This window comes from Streptomyces sp. NPDC052109 (assembly GCF_040680195.1).
Classification (GTDB): Bacteria; Actinomycetota; Actinomycetes; order Streptomycetales; family Streptomycetaceae; genus Streptomyces.
In genome coordinates this window covers 113,492-130,670 of record NZ_JBFAWF010000024.1, presented here as the reverse complement: position 1 = coordinate 130,670, position 17,179 = coordinate 113,492, and the positions used below count along the sequence as shown (strand labels likewise).

The 17,179-nt window shown below is 73.8% G+C and carries 15 protein-coding genes, 1 pseudogene and 2 riboswitches; of the genes and pseudogenes, 10 read left to right on the top strand and 6 right to left on the bottom strand.

Translation table 11 applies throughout. From position 1 onward, the window contains the following. Positions 1 to 14 precede the first annotated feature (14 nt). The 10 genes and pseudogenes from AB0L59_RS34730 (at position 15) to AB0L59_RS34685 (ending at position 8,452) form a co-directional block, all read left to right on the top strand. Entirely contained in the window at positions 15 to 386 is a 372-nt protein-coding gene (locus tag AB0L59_RS34730; protein WP_365590645.1) for a hypothetical protein, read from the top strand. Between the two features lie 31 nt (positions 387 to 417). Next, positions 418 to 2,154 carry a cation acetate symporter gene (locus AB0L59_RS34725; protein ID WP_365590644.1) on the top strand — a complete coding sequence of 579 codons (1,737 nt, stop codon included), beginning with the start codon at positions 418 to 420 and terminating at the stop codon, positions 2,152 to 2,154. Between the two features lie 552 nt (positions 2,155 to 2,706). Continuing rightward, entirely contained in the window at positions 2,707 to 3,894 is a 1,188-nt protein-coding gene (locus AB0L59_RS34720) for a histidine kinase (RefSeq protein WP_365590643.1), read from the top strand. A 152-nt stretch (positions 3,895 to 4,046) separates the two neighbouring features. Next, the gene (locus tag AB0L59_RS34715) at positions 4,047 to 4,691 is read left to right on the top strand and encodes an isoprenylcysteine carboxylmethyltransferase family protein (protein ID WP_365590642.1); all 645 of its coding nucleotides are present in this window, start codon (positions 4,047 to 4,049) and stop codon (positions 4,689 to 4,691) included. A 467-nt stretch (positions 4,692 to 5,158) separates the two neighbouring features. After that, positions 5,159 to 5,282: riboswitch (cobalamin riboswitch) on the top strand. A gap of 120 nt (positions 5,283 to 5,402) precedes the next feature. Beyond that, complete coding sequence (locus AB0L59_RS34710) at positions 5,403 to 5,747, top strand: hypothetical protein (RefSeq protein ID WP_365590658.1); 345 nt, start codon at positions 5,403 to 5,405, stop codon at positions 5,745 to 5,747. Between the two features lie 23 nt (positions 5,748 to 5,770). Beyond that, positions 5,771 to 5,956, top strand: a pseudogene (locus AB0L59_RS34705) (acyl-CoA dehydrogenase family protein); the annotation flags it as partial. Continuing rightward, on the top strand, positions 5,953 to 7,029 hold the full coding sequence (locus AB0L59_RS34700) for an enoyl-CoA hydratase/isomerase family protein (protein WP_365590641.1): 1,077 nt from the start codon (positions 5,953 to 5,955) through the stop codon (positions 7,027 to 7,029). The pseudogene AB0L59_RS34705 and the gene AB0L59_RS34700, both read left to right, overlap by 4 nt. Next, positions 7,026 to 7,208 carry a hypothetical protein gene (locus AB0L59_RS34695; protein WP_365590640.1) on the top strand — a complete coding sequence of 61 codons (183 nt, stop codon included), beginning with the start codon at positions 7,026 to 7,028 and terminating at the stop codon, positions 7,206 to 7,208. Before AB0L59_RS34700 ends, AB0L59_RS34695 begins: the two co-directional genes overlap by 4 nt. A 73-nt stretch (positions 7,209 to 7,281) precedes the next feature. Beyond that, positions 7,282 to 7,421, top strand: a riboswitch (cobalamin riboswitch). A 35-nt stretch (positions 7,422 to 7,456) separates the two neighbouring features. Next, positions 7,457 to 7,678, top strand: a complete 222-nt coding sequence (locus AB0L59_RS34690; protein WP_146462963.1) for a CbtB-domain containing protein — start codon at positions 7,457 to 7,459, stop codon at positions 7,676 to 7,678. A 21-nt stretch (positions 7,679 to 7,699) separates the two neighbouring features. Next, positions 7,700 to 8,452 (top strand): CbtA family protein, encoded by a 753-nt coding sequence (locus tag AB0L59_RS34685; protein ID WP_365590639.1) that lies wholly within the window; start codon positions 7,700 to 7,702, stop codon positions 8,450 to 8,452. Positions 8,453 to 8,716: 264 nt separating this feature from the next. On the opposite strand, the gene AB0L59_RS34680 is transcribed toward AB0L59_RS34685, so the two are convergent. From AB0L59_RS34680 to AB0L59_RS34655, 6 genes are all read right to left on the bottom strand, one after another. Continuing rightward, positions 8,717 to 9,307, bottom strand: a complete 591-nt coding sequence (locus AB0L59_RS34680; RefSeq protein ID WP_365590638.1) for a histidine phosphatase family protein — start codon at positions 9,305 to 9,307, stop codon at positions 8,717 to 8,719. A gap of 129 nt (positions 9,308 to 9,436) precedes the next feature. After that, the gene (locus AB0L59_RS34675) at positions 9,437 to 11,773 is read right to left on the bottom strand and encodes a SpoIIE family protein phosphatase (protein WP_365590637.1); all 2,337 of its coding nucleotides are present in this window, start codon (positions 11,771 to 11,773) and stop codon (positions 9,437 to 9,439) included. Positions 11,774 to 12,238: 465 nt separating this feature from the next. Then, positions 12,239 to 13,279: an ABC transporter permease gene (locus AB0L59_RS34670; protein WP_365590636.1), complete on the bottom strand. Its 1,041-nt coding sequence runs from the start codon at positions 13,277 to 13,279 to the stop codon at positions 12,239 to 12,241. Between the two features lie 447 nt (positions 13,280 to 13,726). Continuing rightward, entirely contained in the window at positions 13,727 to 14,833 is a 1,107-nt protein-coding gene (locus AB0L59_RS34665; RefSeq protein WP_365590635.1) for an aliphatic sulfonate ABC transporter substrate-binding protein, read from the bottom strand. A 451-nt stretch (positions 14,834 to 15,284) separates the two neighbouring features. Then, entirely contained in the window at positions 15,285 to 15,743 is a 459-nt protein-coding gene (locus AB0L59_RS34660; RefSeq protein ID WP_365590634.1) for an Rrf2 family transcriptional regulator, read from the bottom strand. A 194-nt stretch (positions 15,744 to 15,937) separates the two neighbouring features. After that, positions 15,938 to 17,167 (bottom strand): acyl-CoA dehydrogenase family protein, encoded by a 1,230-nt coding sequence (locus tag AB0L59_RS34655; RefSeq protein ID WP_365590633.1) that lies wholly within the window; start codon positions 17,165 to 17,167, stop codon positions 15,938 to 15,940. Positions 17,168 to 17,179: the final 12 nt, after the last annotated feature.

Here is a 17,179-nt window from a genome sequence, read left to right as displayed (position 1 = left end):
GTCGGGAGTGCGTCATGGGTGCGGAGTCCGTCCCTCGCAGAGAGGTGGTCACCGGACGGCCGCTCCCCTTCGCAGGCCCGGCCGCGCCGCGTCCCGTGCCCGCTCCGCATCCTGGGTCGGAGGAACGCGTACGGCAGTTGATGCGGCGTCAGCTGCGCACCGGATTGCTCGCCGCGAGCCTCCTCGTGGCCCTGCTCGGCCTGCTCCCCGTGCTCCTGCGCGCCCTCCCGCCCGCCGGCGCGGCGCCCCGCGTCCCGCCGGCCGTCTGGCTCGTCCTGGGCGTGGCGCCCTACCCCGCCCTGCTGGCCCTCGGCGCCTGGTACGTCCGCCGCGCAGAGCGCAACGAGAACGACTCGGCCGGCGGCGCTCCGCCGGAACGCCCCTGAGCATGCGCCGACCACCCGCCGGGGCCCTCCGGTGAACCAGACGTACGGCGTCGTGGGCGTGACGGCCGCGATCCTCGCCACGCTCCTCGTCGGCGCGCTCGGCCTGCGCGTCTCCCGCACCACGTCCGACTTCTACGTAGCCTCCCGCTCCGTGGCCCCCCGCCTCAACGCCTGTGCGGTCAGCGGCGAGTATCTGTCCGCCGCCTCCTTCCTCGGCGTCGCCGGGCTCGTCCTCGCCCAGGGCGTCGACATGCTCTGGTTCCCGATCGGCTACACCGCCGGTTTCCTGGTGCTGCTGGCCTTCGTCGCCGCCCCGCTGCGCCGCTCCGGCGCCTACACCCTGCCCGACTTCGCCGAGGCCCGGCTGGAGTCCCGGGCGGTGCGCCGGATCGCCGGGGTGCTGGTCGTCGGCATCGGCTGGCTCTACCTGCTGCCCCAGCTGCGCGGCGCCGGCCTCACCCTCCGGCTGCTCACCGGCGCCCCCGGCTGGCTCGGCGGGCTGGTCGTCGCCGCGGTGGTGACCGGGGCGGTCGCGGCCGGCGGGATGCGCAGCATCACCTTCGTCCAGGCCTTCCAGTACTGGCTGAAACTCACCGCCCTGCTGGTGCCGGTGGTGTTCCTGCTGCTCGCCTGGCGCGCCGACCACGCGCCGGCCCCCGCCTGGGACGCCCGGCCCGTCTTCCACCGCTCCACCGAGGTGCGCGTCGACAGCGCGCTCACCCTCACCGTGCACGAGCCGGTCCGGGTGACCGCCTCCGGAACCGTCGACGGCCGCGCGGTGCACGGGGTTTCGCTGCGGCTCGGCGAGGGCCGGCACCGGATCGGCGCGGACACCGCCCTGCGCTTCCCGGCCGGGTCCCGCGTCCCCCTGCCGGACCGCGCCCCCGACCGCACCGCGCCCTCCAGCTGGGCCAAGCCCCTCTCCTCGGACCGCGAACAGCACAGCCTGTACTCCACCTACGGGCTGATCCTCGCCACCTTCCTCGGCACCATGGGCCTGCCGCATGTCGTCGTCCGCTTCTACACCAACCCCGACGGCCGTGCCGCCCGCCGCACCACCGTGAGCGTGCTCGGTCTGCTCGGCGCGTTCTACCTGCTCATGCCCTTGTACGGCATCCTCGGCCGGCTGTACGCGCCCGACCTGCTGCTCACCGGCGACACCGACGCCGCGGTGCTCGTCCTGCCGCAGCGGCTGATCGGCGGGACGGCCGGGGACCTGCTCGGCGCCCTCGTCGCGGGCGGCGCCTGTGCGGCCTTCCTCTCCACGGCGTCCGGACTCACCATGTCCGTCGCGGGCGTCCTCGCCCAGGACGTCCTGCCGACGCTGGGCGTGCGCCACTTCCGGCTCGCCACGCTGCCCGCGATCGCGGTGCCCACGGCGGCCGGCGCGGTGGTCGGCGACCTGCCGGTGGCCGACGCGGTGGGACTCGCCTTCGCCGTCTCAGCGTCCTCGTTCTGTCCGCTGCTCGTCCTCGGCATCTGGTGGCGCGGCCTGACCCCGCCGGGCGCGATCGCCGGGCTCCTCCTCGGCGGCGGCTCGGCGCTCACCGCGGTGACCACCACCATCGCCGGCGGCGCCCGTTCGGGCTGGCTGCACACTCTGCTGGCGTGGCCCGCGGTGTGGTCCGTCCCCGTGGGCTTCGCGGCGATGGTCCTGATCTCCCTGGCCACCCGCGGCCGTGTCCCACCGGGCACCGCCGCCACCATGGCCCGCCTGCACCTGCCCGAACCGCCCCCCGACCCCCGCCCCGGACCGGCCACGACCTGACCGAGGAGCCGCCGTGCCCACGACCGCCACCCACCCGACCCTCCCAGCCCACCTCGCCCACCCCGACCCCGGGGCCCCCGCACCCGCCGACCGGCCGGACCGGGGATCGCGTGAGGACCGACCGAGCGCAGAACGCGCGGAGTCGGCCACTGCCGCGTGCGGACGAACGGGAGTGGGCCTCGGCCGTCCGTCCGGCCGGTGGCGTGCGGGCGGCGGCCGCCCGGGGCGACGGGGCGGGGGCGGCGCCGGGTCGGCTGCTGCGGTGCGCGGCGGGACGCGGGCGGGCGTCGGCCGGTGGTGGGGGCGACGCGGTCGTGGGACGCGCGGGGGCCCTTCGAGCGCGGGGAGCGCCGGACCGGCCGCTGACGTGGGCCGCGAGATGGCGGCGTGCGCCGGTCCTCGTGCCGCGGTGACGGCGGGGCGGGGAGTGCGCGGCCGCGACTCCGACCGGGACGGCGCCCCGCCGGCCCGACGGAAGGGCGTGCGTTCCGGGTGGGCCGGGCGCGCGGGTGGCGCCTCCGGCCGCGTCGTCGGCCCGGACCCGCGGCGCCCATGACCGTACTCGGTACCGCGGCCCTCGCCCTGGTCGGGCTCGCGCTGTTCGCGCTCGGTGCCGCCCTGGGGCATGGTGCGGCGCGGCGACAGCAGGAGCACTCGGCCGGCGGTGACGGAGCGCGGGCGCTCGCCCAGGCCCTGCACACCGCCGCGCTCGCCGCGGCACCCCTGCGCGCCGGACTCTCCCCGGACACGGCCCGCAAGACCGCCCGCAGACTGCGGCCGCTGCTCGGCACCCCCGCACTGGCGGTCACCGACGGCGCCGCCGTGCTCGCGTGGGACGGCACCGCCGAACACCACCGGGCGGAGCTGACGGCACAGCTCGCCCCTGTGCCCCGCACCCGGACCTTCCCGCTGTCCTGCGACGACGCCGACTGCCCCGTCCGCTGGGCCGCACTGGTCCCGCTCACGGCGGACGGCACGCTTCACGGCACCCTCGCGGTATGCGCCGGCGCCGAATCCACCGCTCTGCTCCGGGCCACCGAGGAGGCGGCCGGCCGGCTCTCCGTGGAACTCGAACTCGCCGACCTCGACCGGGCGCGCACCAGCGCCCACGCGGCCGAGGTCCGGGCCCTGCGGGCCCAGATCTCCCCGCACTTCATCTACAACTCCCTGGCCGGCATCGCCTCGTTCGTCCGCACCGATCCCGAGCGCGCCCGCGAACTCCTCCAGGAGTTCGCCGACTTCACGCGCTACTCGTTCCGCCGCGGCGGCGATTTCACCACCCTCGCGGAGGAGTTGCGCTCCATCGAGCAGTACCTGGAACTCGCCCGCGCCCGCTTCGGCCGGCGCCTCGGCGTCACCCTGCGCATCGCCCCCGAGGTGCTCCCGGTGACGCTGCCCTTCCTCTGTCTGCAGCCCCTCGTCGAGAACGCCCTCAAACACGGTCTGGAGGAGTCCGCGGAGCACATGAGCGTCACGATCACCGCCGAGGACGAGGGAACCGAGGCCCGGGTCGTCGTCGAGGACGACGGCATCGGCATGGAACCGGAACGCCTGCGCGCGATCCTGCGCGGCACGGCCGGCCCCGCCACCGGCATCGGCCTGAGCAACGTCGACCGCCGGCTGCGTCAGGTCTACGGCGACGACCACGGCCTGGTCATCGAGACGGGTGTCGGGGCGGGCACGAAGATCACACTCCGCGTCCCGAAGTTCCGCCCGGGCATCCAGGCCCCGCCACCGTGACGCCGGCCCCGTACCGGACGAGAGTCAGGGGCGCGCCGCCGGCTGCCGCGCGAAGCGGTGGGTTCCCCGTCCGAGGACGGAGGCAGGTGGAGGGCTCTCCATCGACCCGTGGGTGGTGGTGATCCTCTGCGTGCGCGGAGCACCCTTGAGGCATGGGCACCCTTCACTCGGCACTCGTCCTGATCACCGGCGTCTGCGTGGTGGTCTTTCTCGTCGCCTGGATCGCGGGCGCCGTGTATTTCGGCGTGAAGAGCGGGAGAGGCGTGCGCGGCTGGGCGCGCGGTCTGCGGCGCACACTGCCGCGCCGGCTGCTGCTGATCGCGGGCGTCTATGTGTTCTCCGCCGCACTCGGGCACTCCCGGGGCTTCTGGCGTCACCTGCGGTACTGGCAGCCCGAACTGGCGGTCCTCGGCGTCCTGCTCGCCGTCGCCTCCACCGCTCTGCTGCTGTGGGCCCGCTGGGTTCTGGGCACGATGTGGGCCAGCGTCCCGATGGTCCAGGAACACCATGAGCTGCGCACGGACGGCCCCTACCGGCTGGTCCGCCACCCCATATACACCGGACTGCTCGGCTTGATCGTCGGTGCGATGCCGGCCTTCGGCTTCGGTGTCTGGACGGCCGTGCCGGTGGTCGCCGTGCCCTGGCTGCTGCGCAGGGTCCGGATCGAGGACGCCCTCATGGCCGGGCAGTTCGGCGCCTCCTACGACGCCTACCGCGCCGATGTCCCGGCGCTCGTCCCCCGCATACGCCCCGCCGCCCGTCCCGGCTTGCGCCATGCGGGGAGCCGGCAGCGGTGACCTGGCCGCGGCTCGCGTCCGCCGTGGTGCGGGCGTCGGGAGGTGGCTCGTCACCTGGCGGGGCGTCCCTGGCTGACCGGGGGGGCGATCTGCCGTACCTGCGGCCGCGGGGTGACACCCCGTGGGCGACGGCCCGTTCGCTGAGGCAGACGTGCCGGTGCGGGACGTCACAGGGAAAGCGGACGAAGGCGCGGGCCGCGAGGTCCACCGGTTCGTGAACGGCCCGGTGCACAACGTACAGTGATGTGCCGAGGGGGTGCGGTGTGACGGGCTCCGGCCGGGTGCCGGTGCGCTCCGGGCGCGGCACCAGGGTTCGGAGCAGGGCAGACCGCGGAGCCCCTCGAGCAGGTCGCCCGAACGCCGATCGCCGGCGCACTCGAGCCCATGCCGGGGCGGGCGGCGACCGCACCCGTGAGACCCTCCAGCCGAGATGGCATGATGATCGGCGACATGGGCGACGGCGATCCGAGGAAGCCGGTGTGAATCCGGCGCGGTCCCGCCACTGTGACCGGCGAGCGACTTCCGGCAGGCCACCTTCCCCGACCGGGGTGAGAGGGCGGGACGGGCGACGATCCGGGAGCCAGGAGACTCACGCGGTCGCCACCTCGACGGACACCGGGGCGGATCTCCCCGGGAGGGGAGTGACGGGGCGTGCCCGAGAGGAGGCGACCGCGTGAGGCGGCGGGCGAGGCGGGGGCGGGGAGCGGTGCGGTGCCCTGCCGGGTCGTCGTGTGCCGGGACTGCTGCTGCGGCAGTCCCAAGGTGACCGGGGTCGATCACGCGGCGCAGACGGCGCGCCTGCGGGCGGAAGTACCGGTGCGCATCTCCGACTGCCTCGACGTGTGCGATCAGGCCAACGTCATCGTCGTACAGCCGTCCGCGGCGGGCCGGGCCGCCGGTGCGCGGCCGGTCTGGCTCGGGCTCGTCAACGATCCGGACGCGACCGAGGACATCGTCACCTGGGTGCGCTCCGGCGGCCCCGGCGTGGCTCCGCTGCCGGACATCCTCGGCCTGTACGCCTTCACTCCGCCACGGCGCCGGGCGGATTCCCTCTGACCCCGCTCGTCGCCGGGGGCCGCGCGAAGCGGGCCGCCCACCGCACCGGATACTCGGTGCACGACCGCGCGCTGCCCTCGCACGGCGGCCCCGGCGAGCACGCCGTCGAGAAGATCGTCCCAGACCCGTGTGTCGAACAGACCCTGGAAGGAACCGACGAGATCATGCGCGTCATCGTGGCCCGCGGCCTGACGGAGGCGTCCGGATGACCGGCACCGACGAACCCGTCCTCTTCCACACCGCCGGCCGGGCCGCCCACATCACCCTCAACCGGCCGCGGGCCCTCAACGCCCTCACGCATGCCATGGTGCGCAGCATCGACGAGGCGCTCACCGCGTGGGAGCACGACCCGGCCGTGGAGACCGTGGTCATCACCGGCGCGGGGGAGCGCGGCCTGTGCGCCGGCGGCGACATCCGCGCCGTCCACGACGACGCCCGCGACGGCGACGGCACCGCCTCGGCCGCCTTCTGGCGCGACGAGTACCGGCTCAACGCGCGTATCGCACGCTACCCCAAGCCGTATGTCGCCGTCATGGACGGCATCGTGATGGGCGGCGGGGTCGGCGTCTCCGCGCACGGCAGCGTCCGGATCGTCACCGAACGCTCGCGGGTCGCGATGCCCGAGACCGGGATCGGTTTCGTGCCGGACGTGGGCGGCACCTATCTGCTCGGCCGCGCCCCGGGTGAGCTGGGCACCCACCTCGCCCTGACGGGTTCGCAGATCGGCGCAGGCGACGCCCTGTTGTGCGGTCTGGCCGACCACTGCGTGCCGTCCGCGGACCTCGGCTCCTTCGTCGACGACCTGGCCGAGCTGCCCGTGCGGGACGCCCTCGCGCGACACGTACAGCCGCCGTTCCCAGGGGAGTTGGCCGCTTGGCGGGAGTGGATCGACGCCTGTTACGCCGCCGGCACGGTGGAGGAGATCGTCCACCGGCTGTTCGCGCACGGCGGCCCCGACGCCAAGGAGACGGCGGAGACCCTGCTCGCCAAGTCGCCCACCGCGCTGAAGGTCACGCTGGCCGCGGTCCGCCGCGCCCGGCGCCTCGGACCGCTGGAACGGGTCCTCGACCAGGAGTACCGCGCCTCCTGCGCCGCCCTGAGCTCACCCGACCTGATGGAGGGCATCCGCGCCCAGATCATCGACAAGGACCGGAGACCGCGCTGGTCCCCGGCGACCCTCGCCGAGGTCACCGACGCGGACGTGGCGCGCTTCTTCGCCCCGCTCGGCGACCGTGAACTGGGGCTCGCCGGGCCCGGCACCACCCGGGAGGCGGCCTGGTGAGCAGGACCGCCGGCGGGACGGCGGGGGGAGCGCAGGGGCGATCCTCGGGGACCACGTTCCCGGAAGGCGGCGCCCGACGCGAACTGCTCCTGTTCGACGCGGTGTTCGCCATCACCGGCCGACCGGAGGGCGTGAGTGCCTTCGCCGACGGGCGACTGCCGGAACACCGCCACCGCTGACACACGGGCCCCGTAGCGTCCCGCCTGGTCAGAGAAGAAGATCACCCGGGCGAAGGCCGTCTTGGCCATGCCCGTGTCGCGCGGTAGGGTCGGTCCGATATCGACGACGGCGAGACGGAAGCCGGTGGGAATCCGGCACGGTCGCGCCACTGTATGCGGAACCCCCCAAGGGGCCCGTGAGTCAGACCCGTGGCCGTCGTCCTGTGCACCACCGAGATGGGACGCGAACTCCCAGAGGAGGTCCTGCCATGGCGCAGACCGTCGCCCAGCCGACAGCCACCACTCCCGCCCTCCCCGCCAAGCTGCCGCTGAAGGCGATTGCGCCCTGGGCGGTCTTCTTCGGCATCCTGATGCTGGTCCTGCTCTACTTCGTCGGCGCCGAGCAGGGCGCCACCTCCGTGTTCAACGGCACGGACGTCCACGAGTGGGTGCACGACGCCCGCCACCTGCTCGGCTTCCCCTGCCACTGACGCGAGGGACGCCGCGCACCCATGAACTCCGCAACCGTACGGAACCTTCTCGTACGGGGCATGCTCGCCGGCCTCGCGGCAGGCGTGCTCGCCCTGATCGTGGCGTACGTCCTCGGTGAGCCGAGCGTCGACAAGGCGATCGCCTTCGAGGACGCCCACTCCCACGAGCACGAGATGGAGGTCGTCTCCCGCTCCCTGCAGTCCACCGCCGGCCTCGCCACCGGCGTCCTCGTCTACGGGGTCGCCTTCGGCGGCATCGCCGCGCTCGCCTTCTGCTTCGCCCTCGGCCGTGTGGGCCGCTTCAGCCCGCGCGCCACGGCGCTGCTGCTGTCGGGCTGCGCCCTGGTCGCCGTGTACGTCGTGCCGTTCCTGAAGTACCCGGCCAATCCGCCGTCGGTCGGCGAGCCCGACACCATCGGCAAGCGGACCACCCTGTACTTCCTGATGATGCTGCTCAGCGTCCTCCTCGCGGTCGCCGCCACCATCCTGGGCAAGCGCCTGGCGCCCAGCCTGGGCACCTGGTGGGCGACAGTCGTCGCGGTGGCCGCGTTCGTCGTCGTGATCGGCCTGGCCTACGAGTTCCTGCCCGCCGTCAACGAGGTGCCGAAGGACTTCCCGGCCACCCTGCTGTGGCGGTTCCGGCTCTCGGCACTGGCGATCCAGTCCGTCCTGTGGGGCGGATTCGGCCTCGCCTTCGGCGAGTTGGCGGACAGACTGCTCAACCCGAAGCCGACGACGGCCACGAGCGGGCGAGCCGTTCCGGCCGCGCGCTGACTCCCGTCCGGACCGTCCGGAGACCAGAGGGCCCTGCGGAACCACCGGGGCCCTCTGGAGTTCTCCGGGCACATCACCTCCGCTGACCGCGAGCCGGACGCTCTCTCCCGACGGCTGCGGCAACCGGCCGCCGCCTCAGGGGGACGCCCGCCAAGGGCACTTCCACGGATCGTCGTCGCACCTGCCCCGCCGCGACAGCCGCCGAGGGCGGCGCCGCCGGGTCACCGGGACCCGGCGGCCCGGACCGCAGGCGGCCGTCGGCGCCTACTCGGCCTCCGGCGCGGCCGGCGGACGCCCGAGGCGCAGGTTCCAGCGCCCGGCCCGGCCGCTGAGTTCGGTCATGGACAGCGGTGGCACATCCAGACGCCAGAAGACCGTGGCGGGCAGGCCCAGGGCGTCGACGACCGCCGCCCGCACCACCTCCGGCTCGACCACGGCGAGCGTACGGCCCTCCAGAGCCTGGGTGTCCACCAGCCACCGCCCGACCCGTGCGCACAGGTCCCGCACGGACTCGCCCCCGTGCGGCGCGCAGTCGGGGTCGGTCAGCCAGCGGCCCACCGCCTCCGGCTCGGCCGCCCCCACCTCGTCGAGGGTGCGCCCTCGCCACCGCCCCACATCCAGACCCGCCAGCTCCGGTACCGCGAGTGCCGCCACCCCGTCGAGGCCCAGCGCCGCGGCCGTCTCCCGACAGCGCAGGCCGGGTGACGTCCGAGCACGCGCCGCGGGGGGCAGCCCCCCGGCCGCCGCCCGGGCCCGTGCCGCACCGCCGTCGTCGATCGAGCCGCCGTCGTCGAACCGGGCCTGCCGCAACGACGCGCTCGTGGCGGCGGAGACGAGCAGGACTCGGCTGGTCACGGGGTGACTCCTGGTGCTGTCGTGGGTGCCGTCAACGGGTCGTCGTCCCCCGTCGCGCGTCTCCCCGGCCGGAGCCGCTCACCCGCGTGCGAACCTAGCAGGCCCCCGCGGGGCCGGCGTCCGTCGGTCCTACCGACCCTGGGCCGCAAGGGCCTGCTCGGTCCAGACCGTCTTCCCGTCGCCGGTGTAGCGGATGCCCCAGTTCTCCGCGAGCTGGGCGCAGATGAACAGGCCACGGCCGCCTTCGTCGACCGACCGCGCGTGGCGCAGCCGCGGGGCGGAGGTGCCGCAGTCGTGGACCTCGCAGGTGAGGCTGCGGTCGTTGATGAGGCGCAGTCGTACGGGCGGCGCGCCGTACCGCAGGGCGTTGGTGACCAGCTCGCTGACGATTTCCTGCGTGGCGTAGGAGGTTTCGTCGTCCACGCCCCAGGCGGCGAGTTGACGCCGGGTGCGGCGCCGTGCGACGGCGGGGGCGGTGGGCTCCTGGTTCAGCGGCCAGGTGGTGACGCGCTCGGTGGGGAAGGGGCGCGTGCGGGCGAGAAGGAGGATGGCGTCGCCGGACAGGGCGTCGGCGCTCAGCCGGTACAGGACGTCGTCGCACAGGTCCTGCAGGGGCCGGCCGACGTCGGCGAGCATGCGCCGGAGGGGCTGCGGGTCGCCGGTGGCGTCCTCGGGCCGCACGGCGGACAGGAGCGAGGTCGTGTAGAGGGCGAGGACGTCTCCGTCGGCCAGGGTGACGGCGGTGGTCGCGTACGGGGGGCCTCCTCCTCCGCCGAGGGCGCCACCGGCGGCCAGCTCGACCACGCGGGGGCGGGAACCGGGGGCGGCGACGATGGGCGGCGGATGTCCGGCGGAGGCGATGGTGCAGGTATGGGTGAACGGGTCGTAGACCGCACACAGGCACGTCGCGCTGAGGGGCTGCCTGCGCAGGGGATCGCCCAGCGGCAGCGCCCTCCGCTCCCGCGCGAGCCGTGCCATGGCGTCGTCGAGCCGGGCCAGGAGTTCGTCGGGTTCCAGGTCCAGTGCGGCGAGCGTGTTCATGGCGGTCCGCAGCTGACCCATAGTGACGGCGGTGTGGATGCCGTGGCCTGCGACCTCCCCGACCACGAGGGCCGTTCGGGCGCCGGGCAGGGCGCAGGAGTTGGACCAGCCGCCCGCCCCCCGGTCGTCGGCCACGTACAGGCCGGCGGTCTCGACCGCGGTCTGCGACGGGGGAGCCGGGGGCAGCAGATGGCGCTGCAGCGCCGCCGCGATGGTGTGCTCGCGGGTGTAGCGGCGGGCGTTGTCGATGCTCAGGGCGGTGTGCGTGGCCAGTTCCAGGGTGAGGGAGACGTCCTCGTCGCCGAAACCGTCGGACCGCTCGGTGCGGTAGAGGCTCAGCAGCCCGAGCACCTTTCCGCGGAGCGTCAGCGGTGCGACGAGCAGGGCACGGGCACCGGACGCGCGCATCGCCTCGGCACGCACCGGATCGGCCGCCAGCCAGGGTGTGTCCGGGCGCAGGACGGTCGCGCGGGGCTTGAGGTCGGCCAGCGCCTGCGCGTACGGGGTCGCGAACGGCAGCGCGCGGACGTCCCCGACCGGATGCGCCCGGGTCTGATGATCACCCCCACTGTGCCCGAAGGCGGCCCGGCGCAGCGGCACATCCCGTCCCAGAGGACTCAGCGGCGGTTCCTCGCCCCGCACCACGGGTTCCACCACTTCCACCACGGCGATGTCGGCGAACTCGGGGACCAGCGCGTCCGCCAGCTCCTGGCAGGTGGTCACGACGTCCAGGGTCTGTCCCACCCGGTCCCGGACGGACTGCAGGGCCCGGGTGGCGCGGCGCGCCTTCTCCCGGCACGTCACGTCGTGCGCCACGACCACCGCCCCCGGCGCGTCCCGCAGGGGAAGCACCGAGACGGCGACGTGCGTGTGCCGGGGATCGTTCCTCAGGTCCGTGCGGATGACACGGTCCGGTTCCGGCGCGCCGCCCGCCATGGCCCGGCGCAGGACGTGCTCCAGCTCACCGGGGGCGGAATGAGGCCACGCCTGGGTGAGGGGCTGTCCCTGGAGCCGCCGGGCGCTCGCCCCGGACAGTGCCTGCGCGGCCGCGTTGGCCGACACGACCCGCAGTTCCTCGTCCACCACGAACACGGCGTTCGATGTGTGGGCGGACACTGCCTCCAGCACGGCGGTCTCGAGACCGGGCACCGTCCCGCTCGCGGGCGGCAGGAAGATCCCCCACGCCACCGAACCGTCCTCACCCGGCATCGCCCGCACGCGCAGGTCACCGTGGGCAGCTCCCTGTGCGCCATCAGGCAGGTCACCCTGCCTGCGGCCCGGCGCGGGAAGGGGGCTGACCAGGTCGGTCGCCGGACGCCCGATCACCTCGGCCGCCGGCCGTCCCAGCAGCTCCTCCGCCCGGCGGCTCCACCGCACCACGACGCCCGCACCGTCCACGATCATCAGCGGCGTCTCACCGGCCACGGCGACCACCTCCACCTCCCAGCTTGCCCGGTGGTGAGGGGCTCCGCCGCTGGGCAACCCCGCGAGGCGCTGGGCAAGGGGGTGTACGACTGCTCCAGCGGACGGCACCGGGTCCGCGCCGCCTGGTGCGGGCGGCCGGGATTCCCGGGCGGATACGCGCTGCGCACCGCGGTTTCGGCGGGGCGCGCGGTCACCGCGCGACCAGTGCGAGGGACAGCAGATCGGTTCCGGCGTGGCCGGAGGGGGGGCTGCCACGCGGTCTCCCGCGTGCCGGGCGTTCGTATCGGGACCGTGCCCCGGGACCGAAGCCACGCGCGGCGAAGCCCTCGGCACCGGCGCCCCCCCCACCGGCGCTGTGGAGAGGGGACCGCGGCACCAGGACCCACGTGGCGCTCGGCTCGGGCGCCGCCGGGCCCGGCTCCGGGTCCGCCGGCTCCTGTCCGACGCGCCACCCGTCCCGACCGCTCACCCCCCGCCGGGCGTGGCGGCCTGGGCGGTCGCCCGGCTGGCGGGGTGGCGCGCACGCCACACGACGAAGACCGACGTGGCGATCAGGCACCACGCGACGAGCACCACATAGGGCTCGACGTGCTGGTTGTCCGGGAAATAGATGGCGTTGCGCTGGGCGTTCACCGACGCGCCCGGCGGCAGGAACCGCCCCAGGAAGCCCAGGACGGGAGGAAGCAGCGGCCAGGCGACCGCGCCCCCGGACGAGGGGTTGCCGAGGATGACCAGCAGCAGCCAGGTCGGCAGCAGCGCCCAGCGATTCAGGAAGGTGTGGAAGGCGGTGAAGATCATCCCCGCCGTGAACATGGTGAGCGCGCAGATGCCCCACGACTGGGCGAACGGCAGCCGCACCACGCCGAGCACCCAGTCGGCCATGACGCAGATCCACAGGCTGCCCAGCACGGAGTAGGCGGCGGTGGTGGCGACCCGTTCGGCGGGGCGCAGCCCCTGGGCGTGCACCCCCAGCTGGATGGCACCGACGAAACCGAGGATGTTCGATCCCAGGACGATGTAGAAGACCGCGAGCCCCTGAGGGTCGGTGGCCGGCAGCGGCTTGATGTCCCTGACCTGCACGGGGACGGGGAGCGTCCGGCCCACCACCGGGGCGCCCTGGCCGAGGACCCGGGCGACCGACGCACCCGCCGCGCTCGCCACATCGACCTCCACCCCGGCCGGCCGGCGCTGCAGGATCGCGAACTCCCGCTGCGCGTCGACCGCGGCGAGCGCATGGCCGTAGTCGGGGTACGGATGGAGGACCAGCGACGTACGGAGCGTGGTCTCCAGCGCATCGGTGAACCGGTCGCCCTTCACCGACTTTCCCGTCACCGCCACGGGGATGCGATGCGGTACGGGATCGGCCATGGCCCAGCAGTAGGCGCCGACGAAGAGCCCGGCCAGGGTCGCGACGATGAGCGAGATCACCACCGCCGGCACGAAGCGCGACGAAGGCAGCCGCCACCGTCCGCCCTGCCGCACCGCTGCGGATCGCCGTTCGCCCATGGCCGTGATCGTAGGTGCGGCGCTGGGTGACACCCGGCTCCCGCACCGGGCGCGTCACCGGCGAGCCGGAACACCGGGAGGGAGGAGGAGCGCCGGACCGCTGCCGGTGTCCCGGTGGCCGTCGTCGGCCAGGAGGGCGTGGAGGGGCGGCGTGGCCTGCGCCGGCGCAACCGCCAGGGAGTCAACGGCCCGCTGCACGCGCCCCGTTCGGCGCCGGCGTCCCTCAGCTGCAGTCGGCTGCGCGGCCGCCCGGCGAGATGCAGCCGCGCCGGAACGGCGGGGGCTCGCTGGCCTTCGGCAGGGCGATCGCACCGGCGGATCGACGGTCCGGCCCGGAGGCCCCCAGGAGGGTGACGCACCGTCCGCCGGGCGTGGCGGTCCCGCCGGCCTTGGCGGACGGGATGACCACGGCCGTCACCTCCTGGGAACTCGTCGGCCGGGCTGTCGCTACCGGGCGCCGAGACCGGCGTCCGTGACCTGGCCCTTGCCCTCGGCCTTGAGGACCTTGTTGAGCAGCGTCAGGTCGTAGATGCCCTTCAGATCGGGCTTTTCCAGCAGACCGGCCTTGACCGCGTGGTCCGCCTCGGTGTCGAGCGTGGAGGCCAGCGGGTCGTCGAGGAAGGTGATCGACTTCCAGGCCGGGTCGATGACATCGGCGGGCAACGCCTTGCCGGACAGCTTCTCCAGCGCCGCGTTGGCGGACGCCTTCGCCTTCTCCGGGTTCGCGTTGATCCACTGGTTGGTCTTCACCGAGCCGCGCAGCACGGCCTCGACCACGTCCGGGTGCTCCTTCAGGAACTTCTGCGACACGATGACGTTCGTGATCACGAACTTCTTGTCGGGCCACAGCGTCGACTCGTCGAGCAGCACCTTGCCGCCCTCGGCGACCAGCTTGGACGCGGTCGGTTCGGGCACCCAGGCACCGTCGATGGAGCCGGAGGCGTAGGCGTCCGGAGTGATCTTGTTGTCGGTGCGGACGACGGAGACGTCGCCCCTGCCGCTCTGGGCGTCGACCTTCCAGCCCTGGTCGGCGATCCAGTTGAGGAACGCGACGTCCTGGGTGTTGCCCAGCTGCGGCGTGGCGATCTTCTTGCCCTTGAGGTCCTTCACGGACCTGATCTTCTTCGGGTTGACGACCAGCTTCACGCCGCCGGAGGCCGAACCGCCGATGATGCGCAGGTTCTTGCCGTCGGACTTGGTGTAACCGTTGATGGCCGGGGACGGGCCGATCCAGCCGATGTCGATGGCCCCGGCGTTCAGCGCCTCGATCTCGGACGGCCCGGCGTTGAAGGTCGCCGTCTTGATCGTGGTGCCGCCGAGCTCCTTCTGGAACAGACCCTCCTGCACGCCCACGAGAGCGGTGGCGTGCGTGAGGTTGGGGAAGTAACCGATCTTGACCTCATCGGCGGAGAGCTTCTTGGCGCCCGCCGCGACCGCGGTCTTCTTGTCGTCGTCGGTGGCCTTGGAGCCGTACCCGCAGGCGGTCAGCAGGAGGGGGAGCGCCGCCACGACGGCGATGGTGCGCAGGGTGGTGAGCGGTCTTGCGGCAGACACGGGGTGTCCTCTCAGGGGATGACGATCAGGGAGGTACGGAGAAGCGGAAAGTGAGTCCCCATGGCACGCACCAGTGGTCCACTCGCCGGCCCTCGGCGGCGGGTACGCCGTCTCGGACGGGGGAGCGGGTCGTGGGGGAATGGATGTCGCGCCTGTGCCGCAAGCGCTCTGTCGCGCGGGAAGCACGCGGTCAGGGCAGGCGGTGGGAGCTCAGGCGGGCCGACAGATGTCGCTGGACGTGCGGCCGAAGTCGACGTGGCGGCGCGAGGTCAGCGGAGGCAGCGACAGGACTGCGCGGTGGAGCGATTCCACGGCCACACCTCACATTCCCTAGTTTTCCTACCTGGCTGCTAGGGATCGTGGCAGAAGGTGACCGCCACCCCAAGAGGGTGTTCGCATGATGGACATGCTCATCTCGCGTTCTGGGATGAGCGGTGGATTTTCCGGTGTGTCAGGGATTCGCCCAGGCTCCCGGGGTATCGGTCAGCGCGGACACCTCGGCGGGCAGCCGGGCGGAAGCGACGTCGGCGAGCGACACACCGTCGAGGATCTCGCGCACGTTCGACCGCAGCGCGATCCACAGGGGGAGCAGGGACTCGGCCGGTCCCGTGTAGGACAGCTCCGGTGGGCGGACCCCGCGCACCGAGACCAGTGGTCCGTCCACGATGCGGATGACGTCGGCGATGCTGATGGACTCGGCGGGTCTGGCCAGCCGGTAGCCGCCGCTGCCGCCGCGCTGGCTGACCACGAGACCGCCCCGGCGCATGTCGTTCAGGATGCTTTCCAGGAACTTGTGCGGAATGTCCTGTGCGGTGGCGATGGCCTCGGCCTTCAGTGGCCCGTCATCCCCTGACGCGGCGAGTTGCAGTGCGGCACGTACCGCGTAGTCCGCCCTTGCTGAGATCCGCATGTGCCCATTATCCCGTACGGGTTCGCCCGGCATCCGGCCCGCACGGGTGGGGCCACGGCGGGGTGCGGGGGGAGGCGTCGTCGTCCTTGATCACATGGCCACGGGCGCCGTCGACACCGGCCGGGGCGGCGTCCGTGACGGTCACCGGTGCGGCAGGCGCGGAAGGCCGCCGCGGGTGTGGTGCCGGGCAGTGGTCAGACGGGCAGGACGAACGGCGGGTGCGCGCCGTTGAGGAAGTAGTCCCCGACATCGCGGAGCCGGTGAGCGACCGGCTCGTACAGGGTATGGGTCCGGGCGTTGCGCCAGAACCGGTCGAAGCCCAGCCGCGAAGACGCGGAGCGGGTGCCGACGATGTCGAGGGCGCGGGCGGTGGACTCCTGCGCGGCCCGGGACGCGGCGGCTTCGGCCATGGCCACCAGGACGGAGATGTCCGCGTACTCGTCGTAGGCGAGGTCTTCGCCGCGAGCCAGCCCCCCGTGGACGGCTGCCAGCGCCTGATCGGTGAGTGCGGACGCGGCACGGGTGAGGACGGTGAGCTCTCCGTAGGCGGCCAGCACCTGCGGGTCCTGCGGAGAGCCCACCGGCCAGGCGGGATGCGAGGCCGAGTGGCCCGCCCGGCTGTACTCCCGGGCTTCGGCGAGGACTCCCTCGGCCATGCCGAGACGGAGCTGGACGGACACGAGCCGCCCGACCGGCGACACCATGGCGACCTGGGGCGACAGCACTTCCTCGTCCGCGGACAGGGAGCCGAGGATGTCGTCGGCGGCGACCGGTACGGCGTCGAACTCCACGCTCCCGCCGGCCGCGAGGCGCTGGCCGAAGGTGTCCGTGTCGCCGTCGACCACCACGCCGTACCGGGCGGGATCGACGACGACGGCGAGGGGTTCGCCGGTGTCGGCCCGCACGGCACGCACCGCGAGTCGGTCGGCGACGAGCACCCCGGTGACGTAGCCCTGCCGGCCGTCGAGCACATGGGCGCCGCCTGCCCTGGTCAGGGTCAGAGGGGGTTCCTGGTGGGCGAACCCACCACCCCAGCACCACTGCTCCGCCGTGGACCGTTCTTCGATCCGGGCGGCGCGAGCGGGCTCCGTGAAGAACCGCGCGCTCCACGACAGGAAGTAGTGACAGCCGAGCAGTTGAGCGATCGCGGCGTCGGCCGCGGCGATCTCCCGGACCACGGAGTAGGCCGTGGGCCAGTCCGCTCCGCCGCCCCCGGACTCGGCCGGTACGAGGAGCGTCAGCAGTTCCGCCTCGCGCAGCCGGGACACCTCGTCGAACGGGGCCTTGCCCGCCTGTTCCCGGGCCACCGCGTCCGTGGCCAGGTCGTCCGCCGTCTCGCGGGCCACGCGCAGCCAGTGCGCACGGCCGGGCCCGGTCCGCCCGGACTCGGAAAGGGGGCCGGACGGCACCGTGGCAACACCCATGGCGGGGGTCTC